The organism is Mesorhizobium sp. M0802, from assembly GCF_040320115.1.
Classification (GTDB): domain Bacteria; phylum Pseudomonadota; class Alphaproteobacteria; order Rhizobiales; family Rhizobiaceae; genus Mesorhizobium.
This window is the reverse complement of sequence record NZ_JAMYOY010000003.1, coordinates 263,017-276,049: the sequence shown is the minus strand read 5'-3', so window position 1 is coordinate 276,049 and position 13,033 is coordinate 263,017. Positions and strand designations below refer to the sequence as shown.

12 protein-coding genes and 1 tRNA gene are annotated in these 13,033 nt (G+C 63.0%); 8 read left to right on the top strand and 5 right to left on the bottom strand.

Annotated elements, in window-relative coordinates; all coding sequences use genetic code 11:
* The first annotated feature begins 34 nt into the window (after nucleotides 1–34).
* From mce to NKI10_RS07195, 6 genes are all read left to right on the top strand, one after another.
* Nucleotides 35–439 (top strand): methylmalonyl-CoA epimerase, encoded by a 405-nt coding sequence (gene mce, locus NKI10_RS07220; RefSeq protein WP_023698333.1) that lies wholly within the window; start codon nucleotides 35–37, stop codon nucleotides 437–439.
* The gene (locus NKI10_RS07215) at nucleotides 436–720 is read left to right on the top strand and encodes a DUF1467 family protein (protein ID WP_023670803.1); all 285 of its coding nucleotides are present in this window, start codon (nucleotides 436–438) and stop codon (nucleotides 718–720) included. The genes mce and NKI10_RS07215 overlap by 4 nt, the downstream gene beginning before the upstream one ends.
* Nucleotides 721–1,449: 729 nt before the next feature.
* A complete protein-coding gene (proS, locus tag NKI10_RS07210; RefSeq protein WP_023714314.1) occupies nucleotides 1,450–2,778 on the top strand; it encodes a proline--tRNA ligase in 1,329 nt (442 codons plus the stop codon).
* Nucleotides 2,779–2,882: 104 nt separating this feature from the next.
* Nucleotides 2,883–4,121, top strand: a complete 1,239-nt coding sequence (locus NKI10_RS07205; RefSeq protein ID WP_031197678.1) for a lipoprotein-releasing ABC transporter permease subunit — start codon at nucleotides 2,883–2,885, stop codon at nucleotides 4,119–4,121.
* Entirely contained in the window at nucleotides 4,118–4,801 is a 684-nt protein-coding gene (locus NKI10_RS07200; RefSeq protein ID WP_023685211.1) for an ABC transporter ATP-binding protein, read from the top strand. Before NKI10_RS07205 ends, NKI10_RS07200 begins: the two co-directional genes overlap by 4 nt.
* Before the next feature lie 460 nt (nucleotides 4,802–5,261).
* On the top strand, nucleotides 5,262–6,512 hold the full coding sequence (locus tag NKI10_RS07195) for a site-2 protease family protein (protein ID WP_352859340.1): 1,251 nt from the start codon (nucleotides 5,262–5,264) through the stop codon (nucleotides 6,510–6,512).
* 19 nt (nucleotides 6,513–6,531) lie between these two features.
* On the opposite strand, the gene lipB is transcribed toward NKI10_RS07195, so the two are convergent.
* Nucleotides 6,532–7,275 carry a lipoyl(octanoyl) transferase LipB gene (lipB, locus tag NKI10_RS07190; RefSeq protein ID WP_352859338.1) on the bottom strand — a complete coding sequence of 248 codons (744 nt, stop codon included), beginning with the start codon at nucleotides 7,273–7,275 and terminating at the stop codon, nucleotides 6,532–6,534.
* A gap of 338 nt (nucleotides 7,276–7,613) precedes the next feature.
* On the opposite strand from lipB, the gene NKI10_RS07185 reads away from it, so the two are divergent.
* Nucleotides 7,614–7,698, top strand: a tRNA-Leu gene (locus tag NKI10_RS07185).
* A 200-nt stretch (nucleotides 7,699–7,898) separates the two neighbouring features.
* Here NKI10_RS07185 and NKI10_RS07180 read toward each other — a convergent pair.
* Together NKI10_RS07180 and NKI10_RS07175 are read right to left on the bottom strand one after the other, a co-directional pair.
* Nucleotides 7,899–8,132: a GcrA family cell cycle regulator gene (locus tag NKI10_RS07180; protein ID WP_081726779.1), complete on the bottom strand. Its 234-nt coding sequence runs from the start codon at nucleotides 8,130–8,132 to the stop codon at nucleotides 7,899–7,901.
* A gap of 235 nt (nucleotides 8,133–8,367) precedes the next feature.
* On the bottom strand, nucleotides 8,368–9,447 hold the full coding sequence (locus NKI10_RS07175; protein WP_023685214.1) for a sensor histidine kinase: 1,080 nt from the start codon (nucleotides 9,445–9,447) through the stop codon (nucleotides 8,368–8,370).
* Nucleotides 9,448–9,848: 401 nt separating this feature from the next.
* Between NKI10_RS07175 and NKI10_RS07170 the strand changes: the two genes are divergently transcribed.
* Nucleotides 9,849–10,781 (top strand): TauD/TfdA dioxygenase family protein, encoded by a 933-nt coding sequence (locus tag NKI10_RS07170; protein WP_352859336.1) that lies wholly within the window; start codon nucleotides 9,849–9,851, stop codon nucleotides 10,779–10,781.
* Between the two features lie 27 nt (nucleotides 10,782–10,808).
* Here NKI10_RS07170 and sucD read toward each other — a convergent pair whose 3' ends face one another.
* Both sucD and NKI10_RS07160 read right to left on the bottom strand, forming a co-directional pair.
* Entirely contained in the window at nucleotides 10,809–11,708 is a 900-nt protein-coding gene (gene sucD, locus NKI10_RS07165) for a succinate--CoA ligase subunit alpha (protein WP_023827344.1), read from the bottom strand.
* Between the two features lie 128 nt (nucleotides 11,709–11,836).
* Nucleotides 11,837–13,021, bottom strand: coding sequence for a malate--CoA ligase subunit beta (locus NKI10_RS07160; RefSeq protein WP_023739131.1), 1,185 nt, complete (start codon nucleotides 13,019–13,021; stop codon nucleotides 11,837–11,839).
* Nucleotides 13,022–13,033 lie beyond the last annotated feature (12 nt).

Below are 13,033 nucleotides of genomic sequence, written 5' to 3'. Positions count from 1 at the left end.
CCATTCCCTACTCTCTTAACTTGTGGAGCACTTCATGCTCGGACGCCTGAACCATATAGCGCTTGCCGTGCCGGACCTGGCCGCGGCGATTGCGGCCTATCGCGATACGCTTGGCGCGAAGGTCACCGCGCCGCAAGCGCTGCCCGAGCATGGCGTTACCGTGGTGTTCGTCGATGTCGGCAACACCAAGATCGAACTCCTGGAGCCGCTGGGCGAGGGGTCGCCGATCGCGGCCTTTCTGGACAAGAACCCCTCGGGTGGCATGCATCATGTCTGCTACGAGGTCGACGACATCCTTGCCGCGCGCGATCACCTCAAAGCGAGCGGCGCCCGCGTGCTGGGCGACGGCAATCCCAAAACCGGCGCCCACGGCAAGCCGGTGCTGTTCCTGCATCCCAAGGATTTCTTCGGCACGCTGGTCGAACTGGAGCAGGCATGAGCTGGATTTCGTTTGCCGCGCTGTTCTTCATCACCTGGTGGCTGATGCTGTTCATCGTGCTGCCGTTCAGCGTCAAGACGCAGGATGACGACCAGGACGTGACGCTGGGCACGGTTGCGAGTGCGCCGCGCGGGCCGCATATGCTGCGCGCCGTGATCCGCACCACCATCGTCACGGCTGTCGTCATGGGGGTTTTCTACAGCCTGACGCACGGGCTGGGCTACAGCCTCGACGAAGTCCCGCACATCATCCCCGAAGCCAGCCAGGCACCGGCTAACTAAACACTTTCACGCCGGCAGATCGGCTGGGATGTTTGTGCCTGTTTCGGAGCGCCAAACTCAGGTTTTGTCTCACCAGCTTGCGATGCGCAATCGGCGGTCAGGCATGGCCCACCCGCATTAGAATCACGCCTTGGTGTCAGGCTGACGCAAGCTCACGTGATTTGGGAACAGGTTGATCTAACCAGATGATCGGGCAAAAAAAATGCAAGGCACAAGGCCTTGCAATTTAAACGCGTTCCGATCTGTTTTCCGGTTTCCGGCGGCAGCGGGTAACCGCGCCTAGATCGCATCCTCCCAAGACTTTGACCGCGTAGGAGAGCAGATTTTTCTCTACCCTCTCGGTTATCGGGGCACACTAGCCTAACCCTGATGAAATTGTCACGCAGAATTTTGCCCGCAATCGGGCAATCTGTGCTGCAGTGCACAATAGTGCGGCAGGCTTTGCTTGCGAAACGAACAACACCGGGGCTGCCGCCTTAATCTGGTCAGGTGTGCCGCGTCGCCCGGACGCGCAAAGCGTGTGTGAGGACTTTGCAGTCAGGCGATCACTTTGCGTCAGAAGCATTATCGTTTTCGGTGCGAAGGTCTTTGGAAGAAGAATCGATTTTTGCGATTTCGGGCCGATACGGCCGGTCGGGTTTCCATTCCGTCACGAAATAGCTATGAAGCCGGGGCAAGCAAGCCAGCCGCGCCGATTCCGGCGCAGCCTCCTCTCTCACGGACCTGTCCATGCGTTTGTCGCAGTTTTTCCTGCCCATCCTGAAAGAAAATCCGCGCGAGGCCGAGATCGTCTCGCACCGGCTGATGCTGCGTGCCGGCATGATCCGCCAGCAGGGGCAGGGCAGCTTTTCCTGGCTGCCGCTGGGCAAACTGGTGCTGGACAAGGTCTGCCGCATCATCCGCGAGGAGCAGAACCGCGCCGGCGCTCTGGAAATCCTGATGCCGACCATCCAGTCGGCCGATCTGTGGCGCGAAAGCGGCCGCTATGACGATTACGGCAAGGAGATGTTGCGCATCAAGGACCGGCAGGACCGCGACATGCTCTACGGTCCGACCAATGAGGAAGTGGTCACCGAGATCGTGCGCGCCTACGTCAAGTCGTACAAGGACTTGCCGCTAAACCTCTACCACATCCAGTGGAAGTTCCGCGACGAGGTGCGGCCGCGCTTCGGCGTCATGCGCTCGCGCGAATTCCTGATGAAGGATGCCTATTCCTTCGACCTCGATTTCGAGGGCGCGAAGGCCGCCTATAACCGCATGTTCGTATCCTATCTCCGAACGTTCACGCGCATGGGGCTGCAGGCCATTCCGATGCGGGCCGACACCGGGCCGATCGGCGGCGATCTCAGCCATGAATTCATCATCCTGGCCGACACCGGCGAGAGCCAGGTCTATTGCGACCGCGAATATCTGTCGCTGCAGGTGCCCGGCGAGAAAACCGACTTCGGCAATGACGGCGAGATCGCCGACATCGTGAAGACGTGGACGATGCCTTACGCCGCCACCGACGAGATGCATGACGAGGCGGCCTGGGACAAGCTTGGCGAGGCCGACCGGGTCTCGGCGCGCGGCATCGAGGTCGGCCACATCTTTCATTTCGGCGACAAATATTCCAAGCCCATGGGCGCCAAGGTGACCGGGCCCGACGGCAAGGATCATTTCGTTTCCGGCGGCTCCTACGGTATCGGTCCGTCGCGGCTGGTCGCAGCGATCATCGAGGCCAGCCATGACGATAACGGCATCATCTGGCCGGAAGCGGTGACGCCGTTCGACATCGGCCTGATCAACATGAAGGCCGGCGACGCCGAGTGCGACCGCGTCTGCGGCGAGCTCTACGCCGCCTTCACCAGCGCCGGCAAGGATGTGCTTTACGATGACACCGACCAGCGGCCGGGCGGCAAGTTCGCCACCGCAGACCTGATCGGCCTGCCCTGGCAGGTGATCGTCGGGCCGCGCGGCGTGGCCGCCGGCGAGATCGAGATCAAGAACCGCCGGACCGGCGAGCGCGAGACGCTGCCGGTCGCGGAGGCCAGGAAACGCTTCGGTGCAACCGTATGAGCGAAGCCGCGGCAGCGAAGTCTTCGGTAGCCCAGTCTCCGGTTGGCAAGTCTCCGGTCGCCAAGTCTCCGGTCACCAAGTCTCCGGTCGCCGGCCCGTTCTCCATGTTCGAACGCATGGTCGCCTGGCGTTATTTGCGGTCGCGCCGCAAGGAGACGGTGATCTCGGTCATCGCCTCGATCTCCTTCCTCGGCGTCATGCTGGGCGTCGCCACGCTGATCGTCGTCATGGCTGTCATGAACGGGTTTCGAGCCGAACTTCTGACCCGCATCCTCGGCGTCAACGGCCATCTGATCGTGCAGCCGCTGGATTCGCCGCTTGAGGACTATGCGCAGGTCGCCGCCCGCATCAACGGCGTGGCCGGCGTCAAATACGCGATACCGCTGATCGACGGCCAGGTGCTGGCGCAAGGCAATGTCGGCGGCGGCATGGGCGCGCTGGTGCGCGGTATCAGGGCCGAAGACCTCGGCAAGATCGCCATCGTCGCCCAGAACGTCAAGCAAGGCACGCTTGACGGCTTCGACTCCGGCGAGGGCGTCGCTATCGGCAAGCGCATGGCGGAGAATCTCGGCCTTGTGCTCGGCGACACCATCACGCTGATCTCGCCGGACGGCGATGTGACGCCGATGGGCACGACGCCGCGGCTGAAGGGCTACAAGGTGGCGGCGATCTTCGAGGTCGGCATGTCGGAATATGACAGCTCCATCGTCTACATGCCGTTTTCCGAAGCGCAGCTCTATTTCAACATGGACGGCAGGGCGCAGACGATCGAGATCTATGTCGACAATCCCGATAATGTCGACGCGCTGAAACCGCTGGTGGATGCGGCGGCGCAACGGCCGATCGACATGGTCGACTGGCGCCAGCGCAACGAGACGTTCTTTTCAGCACTGCAGGTCGAGCGCAACGTCATGTTCATGATCCTGACGCTGATCGTGCTGGTGGCGGCGCTCAACATCATCTCCGGCCTGATCATGCTGGTGAAGGACAAGGGCCACGATATCGCCATCCTGCGCACAATGGGCGCCTCGCGCGGCGCCATCCTGCGCATCTTCCTGATGACGGGTGCTGCGATCGGCGTCACCGGCACGCTGGCCGGCGTGCTGCTCGGGGTGCTCATCTGCACCAACATCGAATCCATCCGCCAGTTCTTCTCCTGGATGACCGGCAAGGTGCTGTTCAACCCGGAGCTCTATTTCCTCAGCCAGCTGCCGGCAAAGATGGACCCGCGCGAGACCACCTATGTCATCCTGATGGCGCTCGGCCTGTCCTTCCTGGCAACGGTGTTTCCGGCATGGCGCGCCGCACGGCTCGATCCGGTCGAGGCCTTGAGATACGAATGAAGTCCGAGATCATTATCGAGCTGAAGAGCGTCGAGCGGCACTATGTCCAGGGGCCGCGCAAGCTCACCATTTTGAACGGCGCCGACTTTTCGCTGAAGCGCGGCGAGATGGTGGCGCTGGTGGCGCCGTCGGGCACCGGCAAGTCGACGCTGCTGCACACGGCGGGCCTGCTCGAGCGCCCCGACGCCGGTGACGTCATTCTGGCCGGCCGCGCCTGCGGACGGCTCTCCGACGACGAACGCACGGCGATCCGCCGCAACGATGTCGGCTTCGTCTATCAGTTCCATCATCTGCTGCCGGAGTTTTCGGCACTGGAAAACATCATGATGCCGCAGCTGATCAAAGGGCTTTCGCGCAAGGAGGCGTCGGAGCGCGCAGCACAGCTGCTCGACTATATGCAGATCGGCAAGCGCGCGTCGCACCGTCCGTCGGAGCTGTCCGGCGGCGAGCAGCAGCGCGTCGCCATTGCCCGCGCGGTCGCCAATGCGCCCTTGCTGCTGCTCGCCGACGAGCCGACCGGCAATCTCGACCCGGTCACCGCCTCCTATGTCTTCGAGGCGCTTGGCGCGCTGGTCAAGCAGTCCGGCCTTGCCGCGCTGATCGCGACCCACAATCACGAACTCGCCTCGCGCATGGACCGCCGGGTGACGCTGGCGGATGGCAAGGTCGTTCCGCTGTAGGCCCCAACTTCCTCATCCTAGGGTCTGCGCCGCGTCGCTGCGCTCCTTGCTCCGCCCTAGGATGACGAAGTGATTGGTGCGTGTCCCGATCGCAAAGGCATGCGATGCGCCCTGCGTCAGCACTGCCGTCACCCCGTCAACCTTTCCTTAACCCTGCCCAAACCGGCTGTCAGGATTCGTCGGCATGCCGCTTTCCGCTCGTTGACTTTCGAACAAAGTTAGAACAAAATACGAACATATCAACAACAGGAGAGAGTTATGAGCGATCTTGTTCAGGACGTCGTTTCGTTGGTGTGCATGAGTGCGTTTCTGGTTTCCATGGCTGTCTGGATCGGCGCCATGTGATGCAACTGCGGTTCGCCGCACTGTTTTAGGCGGGCAGGAAGGCGCTGTGCCGTTAAGCCTTTCTTGCCGCCATGACGCTAGGCTGCCCCGCCAAGACAGGGAGCAAAAACCTCAGGTGTCGCCGATCGTGACGGCCCTTCTCGTGGCCGGTAATCTCGGACTGATTTTCCTTTTGATGACCGCGCCGCTCGGTTTGCGCACGGTGAGGCTCAGCCGCGTGGTCGCAATGGACCGGCAGCGCCTCTGGCAGGCGCTGTGGCCGCTCGGCAGCGATGCCGGCTGGTCCGGCGAGATACTGAAGGCGCAGCCGCTGGACGGGCAGGGCACGACCCGCATCGTGCTGTCCTGGGAAGGCCGCGACGGCCAGCCGATCGAGCGCGGGTCGCGCTTCGAGGACGTCGTCGAAGGCAGTCGTTTTTCGATGCGGGTCATCGAGGATACCGCGCTCGACGCGTCGTTCTGGAAGGATTTTTATGAGACCACCGAACTCACCTCGGAAGGTGCCGGCACGCGGGTGACGCTCAGCCAGACCGATCGCTATCGCGGCGTCGCCTTCCTGGTGTTCCGCTACTTCGCCATGCGCCGCGAGCTCGGCAAGCTGGAGGTCTGGGCGAGGACCGGACAATATCGCAAGGGCGGTTGGTTCGAGCATCCGCTGAGCCAGGTCGGTTTCGCCGTTCTTTCGGCTTTCATCCTGTGGCCGTTCTTCGGGCTCAATCTCGGCGGCCTGGCGCTGGCCGCGATCCTGACCTCGGTGGTCGCCCTGCATGAGTTCGGCCACATGGCGGCCTTCCGGCTGACCGGTCATCGCAAGGCGCGGATGATCTTTATCCCGCTGCTCGGCGGCATCGCCATTGGTGGCCGGCCTTATGACAGCCGCTTCGAGGTCGCCTTCGTGGCGCTGATGGGCGCCGGCTTTTCCGCGTTCCTGGTTCCGCTGCTGATCGTCGCCAGCGGGCTCGCGTCCGGCGAGGGACATCGGCTCGCCGCGGCCCTTCTGGCGACGCTCGCCGGCGTTGCCGCATTGTTCAACATCGCCAATCTGGTGCCGGTGTGGAAATTCGACGGCGGTCAGGTGCTGCGCCAGATCTGCCCGGGGCCGGCCGCCCTGGCGCTCGCCTCGTTTTCCCTGCTCTCGGCCTTGCTGTGGCTTGGCTGGCTGGCCGGCTTTTCCCAAAGCTTTCTGCTGGTGGCGGGCGCCGTCTTTGCCATCCTCAGCCTGATGACAGTGGGTAGCGGGGTAAAACCGCGCCACGAATTGAAGCCGATCCGCATCTTCGATCGTTTCGCCATGGCCGGCGCGCTGCTGGCCGTCTTCGCCATTCACGGTTTCGGGCTGTTGTGGGCCTCGGCGCGGTTGCTTTGAGCGTTGGTCGAGGCGAGACTCAGCCGGCCTTGCGAGCCGGTTCTGTAGAAGTTGACTTCGCTGCCCCGAAAACATCCTCGAAGGCGGATTTCAGCGCCAGGTCGAAATCGGCCATGGTTACGGGCAGGCCGAGATCGACGAGGCTGGTGACGCCGTGATCCGGCACGCCGCATGGCACGATGCCGCTGAAATGGCTGAGATCCGGCTCGACATTGACGGCAATGCCATGAAAGCTCACCCAGCGCCGCAGCCGGATGCCGATGGCCGCGATCTTGTCTTCAGCCGGCGAGCCGTCGGGCAGGGACGGGCGCTCGGGCCGCACCACCCAGACGCCGACGCGGTCCTCGCGGCGTTCGCCGCGTACATTGAAGGCGGCAAGCGTGCCGATGATCCACTGCTCGAGCGAGGCGACGAAGGCGCGCACATCCTCACGCCGGCGCTTCAGGTCAAGCATGACATAGGCAACCCGCTGCCCCGGCCCGTGATAGGTGTATTCGCCGCCGCGCCCGGCGGCAAAGACCGGGAAACGGTCGGGGTCGATCAGGTCCTCGATGCGGGCGCTGGTCCCGGCGGTGTAAAGCGGCGGATGCTCGACCAGCCAGACCATCTCGGCGGCTGCACCCGCGCGGATCGCCTCGGCGCGCGCTTCCATCAGGGCCAGCGCATCGGTGTAGCCGGTCAGGCCGGGCTCGATGCGCCATTCGACCGGCGCCGAACCCGGCAAGGGCAGGAACGACGTGGCGATCTGGCTGCGTTCGGTCATGGCTTTTTCGTTTTTCGCGTGATGCACGCCGGCTTGGCGAAACCGCCTTGCGCTCTGGGGCCAAATGCATTTGCCCTTCATATGGCGGTATCCGGCTGAAACGTCCAGTTCGCCACGCATTTCGGCCTTCGCGCACGACCCCGAAGATAGGAACGATCTTCGGAAAGGATCATGCGCCAAATCAAAGTGCTGCAGCGTCCTTTGCGCGTCCCACAGGACGCGCGGCGCTGTAGAGGCCGATATGCCAATTCGCGGCGATTATTGCGCGCCGCGCCCTTGTTTCGCAGGAAACGATTTGCTACACGCCGCGAGCCGGTTCGTTCCGGCTCCTACCACGGGCGGTCGTGGCGGAATTGGTAGACGCGCAGCGTTGAGGTCGCTGTGGGGCAACCCGTGGAAGTTCGAGTCTTCTCGACCGCACCATAATTTTTCGGCCATTGAAATCATTGCGGCTTCTCAGGCCGTCGACGCCAAATCATCGCCTTTGGCGCTTGAACCGGCCGCAGCAGAGTTGCAACAAGAGGTCGCAGAGCCGCACGCGAACGCCGCTTGGCTCGCACCGGCCAGCCTCCTGCACCTGAGTCCCCGGCTTTGCCGGTGGCGGGGCAGGGGATGTGGTTGACCTAAGCGGCGCGTCGTTGAGGGAAATGGAGACCCGGACGGGCTCGACGAGGGTCAACGGCCGTCACGACGGTGTGGTGGTGATCGCAATAGACGCGATCCGGCGACGTTGGCCCGGCACAAAAACGGTAGCCACCGGGTACCGAGCGGTCTTCGCTCACCGGGAAGCGGCACTGGTTGAGGCCTAGCTGAATGAGGGGGACGTCTCTAGACGCTGGTCTGATATTTTCATGCATGATGGTTTTCAGTTTCCTGGTTCATAGCCATTGCCGGCTGACGGCCGCGGTGCGACCCGCCGGAGCGAGCTTCTCTCGTTTTGGAGGGCTGTGGACCACATATGGTGCTTATCGCACCGTCAAAGAAGCCCGGCGCCCCGCTTCTGCAGCCAAATCGTTTGCGACTTAAGGCCACACCCGCGAGCGCCCGAAGCACCTGCCTGGCCGGGATTTGCCGGCGCGTCGTAGCATAGCCTCAGTCCGTCGCCGCCGATCGCTTGAAGACGATGGTGACCCTGGTTCCCTCGCCGGCACTCGACTTGACGTCGAATTGCGCTTTGGCATTTTCGGTCAGCGACCGCGCGATCAGGGAGCCGAGCTTGCCGGGCCTGGGCCAGGTCTCACCTGTCGGCAGACCGATCCCATCATCGGCGACAGTCACCCGGCAACCGTCGCCGCTGACGACGCTGTGCAGCGTGATCGTGCCGCCATCGCGACCGACGAATGCATGTTTGAGAGCGTTGGTCAGCAACTCATTGACGACCAGGCCTGTCGGCATGGCAACGTTGATGGATACCGGATAGGTATCCACCTTAAGGTCAAGGCGGATACCTTCGACTGCGTGCGACGCCATGACGGCGGACGCGATCTGGCTAAGATACACACCAAGATCCACCTCATCCTTCTGCTGGTCAGCCGACAAGGTCTGGTAAAGGATTGCCAATGCGTCTACCCGGCCGGCAAGCCTTTCGAAACGCTTCTGGTCCGGTTCGGTGGCGTTGCGGGTTTCCATCCGGATCAAAGCGGTGATCATCTGCAGATTGTTCTTCACCCGGTGCTGCAGTTCGCGCAACAGGGTGTCCTTCTCCCGGATTAGCTCCTCCGCGGGTCGCGCGTCCTCGGTCTCGCCGTGTGCCGTGACGTCGACAAGCGCCACCAGCCGGAAGCAGAGCTTGCCGTTGTCGTCCTCGATAACGTTGGAATAAACGTCGACGATTGCCGGCTTGTCCTCGCCGCGCTCGAGGCGAAATGTGCCGACGAAATCGGTGTCTTCAACGACAGCCTCGGCGAGCGGCCTGTCCTTCTGCCGATGAAGCCCCCTGCCGGAAAGGGCCGCCCAGTTTTCCCGCGCAAGCTTCGGCGCCTTGAGGTCCGAGAGCTTCTCGAATTCGGGATTGGCGTAGACGACACGTTCCTTCGCGATCAATTCCGAGACGGCGATCGCGATCGGCATCTGGTCGAGAAATTTCTTGAACTGGTCGCTTTCCAGCGCGGTGGCGAGGTCAGGCGTATCGAGCAATTGCTCGACAGCGTCAGCCTTATCGGAGTCTGTCATCTCGGCGCCTGCGTGATGCGTGGAAGCCATCAATATCAGGCATGCAATTCACCCGCCATCTCCAATATCGAAGGGGATACGACAGCGTCACTACTGGTGCGGGCCGCGTCGCGCAGCGCTCCACCGCCTGCCGCTCACGAACGAATTGGACAGAAGGCATTTTTCTCAGGGCCGCCGAACTTTGAAAAGAAATGTCTATGGAATTTGTAGAATTACGCTTTGAATGGGATCTCGGTACTGCTCGCAAGCCTTGGCGGCCTTCGCCTCCTGAGTTGAGATCAGTGCTCTCGTTGCCAAGCAAGTCGGCTCCCGATGAGGGAGTTGCTCCGCCGATCGCTATGCGGCCGGCAGACGGCGGAGCATTGCCAGCAGCCCCGCGGCCTTAGAGGACAGAGGTTCCCATGACCAGACTTACCCCCGTAGAGCAGATCATCCCGGATGCCGATATCGTCCCGCTTACCGGACGCGTCGGCGCAGAGATCAGGAACATACGGCTCTCCGGCGATCTGCCGCAGCAGACGGTCGCGGCGATCAACCAGATCCTGTTGCGGCACAAGGTGGTGTTCTTCCGCGACCAGGCGCATCTCGACGATGCCGGGCAGGAGCGCTTTGCCCAGCGTCTCGGCGACCTCGTCCCGCATCCGACCCAAGGTCCCGTCAAGGGAACGGCGTCCATTCTCGAACTCGATTCCAGCCGTGGCGGCGGTCGCGCCGACCAATGGCACACCGATGTCACCTTCGTCGACGCCTATCCGAAATTCTCCGTTCTTCGCGGCGTCGTCATACCGCCGGCCGGCGGCGACACCATCTGGTCGAACACCGCGGCCGCCTATCAGGACCTGCCCGAGCCGTTGAAGCTGCTGGCCGACAATCTTTGGGCGGTGCACAGCAACGCCTACGATTACGCCGCGGCGCGGCCGCGTGCGAGTGCTGCGGAAAAGAAGCACTTCGAGGAAATCTTCACCTCGACGATCTACGAGACCGAGCATCCCGTCGTCCGCGTCCATCCCGAAACAGGCGAGCGCACGCTGCTGCTCGGCAATTTCGTGCAACGGCTGATCGGTCTTTCCAAAAGCGATTCGGCGAAGCTCTACGAGGTTTTCCAGTCCTATGTCACCGCGCCGGAGAACACCGTGCGCTGGCGCTGGAAGGCCGGCGATGTGGCGATCTGGGACAACCGCGCGACGCAGCACTACGCCGTCAACGACTATGGCGACCAGCACCGGGTGGTGCGTCGCGCCACGGTCGACGGCGACGTTCCGGTCAGCGTCGACGGCCGCCGCAGCGCCACCCGCACCAAGGTCGCGAAGCCGACAGCCGACAAGGCGGCATGAGGCGCGGTCGAACGCGAAGGCCGCTGTTCAGGCGGCCTTCTTCATACGTGATAGCGTCTCTGCAACCACCTCACCAAACGACGACGGCGTCGGCACGATGATCACCCCGGCGTCCTTGAGGATCTCCACCTTTTCCTGCGCGGACTCGCCGAAGGCCGAGATGATGGCGCCGGCGTGGCCCATGCGGCGGCCTTTGGGGGCGGAGAGGCCGGCGATGTAGGCGATCAGCGGCTTCCTCATGTTGTCGCGCGCCCAGATCGCGGCTTCGGCTTCCTGCGGTCCGCCGATCTCGCCGATCATCACCACCGCGTCGGTGTCGTCATCCTGTTCGAACAGTTTCAGCATGTCCTTGAAGGAGGAGCCGTTGATCGGGTCGCCGCCAATGCCGACGCTGGTCGAGACGCCGATGCCGAGCGACTTCATCTGCGACGCCGCCTCGTAGCCCAGGGTTCCCGAGCGGCCGACAATGCCGACGCGGCCAGGCAGATAGATGCTGCCGGGCATGATGCCCATCAGCGCCTGTCCGGGCGTGATGACGCCGGCGCAGTTCGGCCCGATCAGCCGCATGCGGTCCTCGTAGCGGTAGCGCAGCATGTAGCGCTTGACCTGCATCATGTCCTGCGACGGGATGCCGTCGGTGATGCAGACGCAGAGTTTAATGCCGGCGTCCGCCGCTTCCATGATCGAATCGGCGGCAAAGGGCGGCGGCACGAAGACGATGCTGGCCTCGGCGCGGGTCTCGCGCACCGCGCCCTTGACCGTGTTGAAGACAGGCAGGCCGAGATGCTTCTGGCCGCCTTTGCCGGGGGTGACGCCGCCGACCAGCTTGGTGCCATAGCGTTTCATGTCGTCGGCATGGAAGCTGCCGATCTTGCCGGTGAACCCCTGGACGATGACGCGGGTGCTGCGGTTGAGCAGGATTGCCATTTTCTCGACCTCCCTAGAGCATGATGCCGAAAAGTGTGAAGCGGTTTTCGGACGACATCATGCTCCATCTGTTTGATTTTAGAGACGGATTCAGATTTCAGGTCGATTCGACCTGAAATCATCCGGCTCTAGGCTGCTTTTTTCTTGGTGGCCGAGCGCCATGCGGCGACGGCTTTTTCGGCGGCTTCTGCAAGCGTGCCGGCAACGATCACCGCCTCGCCGGAATCAGCCAGGATGCGGCGGCCTTCCTCGGCCCTGGTGCCGGAGAGACGGACCACCAGCGGCACGTTGACGCCGACCTCGCGGATCGCCTTGATGACGCCTTCGGCGACCCAGTCGCAGCGGTTGATGCCGGCAAAGATGTTGACCAGGATGGTCTCGACATTCTTGTCGCCGAGCACGGCGCGGAAGGATTTCGCCACCCGCTCCGGCGAGGCGCCGCCACCGATGTCGAGGAAGTTGGCCGGTTCGCCGCCGGCGATCTTGATCATGTCCATGGTCGCCATGGCGAGCCCTGCGCCATTGATGATGCAGCCGATGTTGCCGTCGAGGCCGACATAGGAGAGGCCACGGTCGCTGGCAAAAGTTTCGCGCGGATCTTCCTGGCTTTTGTCGCGCAGCTCGGAGATTTCCGGCCGGCGGAACAACGCGTTCTCGTCGAACGACATTTTGGCGTCGAGCGCGATCAGATTGCCGTCGCGGGTCACCACCAGCGGATTGATCTCCAGCATCGAGGCGTCGTAGTCGCGGAACACCTGATAGCAGGCGAAGATGGTTTCGGTCGCCTTGCCGATCAGATTGTGGTCGAGGCCGAGCCCGAAGGCGATCTCGCGCGCCTGGAAACGCTGCATGCCGACGCCGGGATCGACCGATGTGCGCAGGATGGAGTTCGGTGCCTTCTCGACGATGTCCTCGATCTCCATGCCGCCGGCAGCGGACGCCACGATCATGACGCGCTCTTCCTTGCGGTCGAGCACGAAGCCGACATAGAGCTCCTGCGCGATATCGACGGCTTCCTCGAGATACAGGCGCGAAATCAGCTTGCCGCGCGGGTCGGTCTGCTGTGTCACCAGCTTGCGGCCGAGCATGCCCTCGGCCGCGCTGGAAATCTCCTCGTCATTGGCGCACAGCTTGATGCCGCCGGCCTTGCCGCGGGCGCCGGAATGCACCTGCGCCTTCAGCACCCATTTGGCGCCGCCGATCTCGCGGGCCCTGTAGGTCGCCTGCTCGGGGCTGTAGGCCAGCCCGCCGCGCGGCACATGCACGCCGTGGCGTGCCAGCAGTTCCTTGGCCTGATATTCGTGGATGTCCATTTTGTCCTCCCT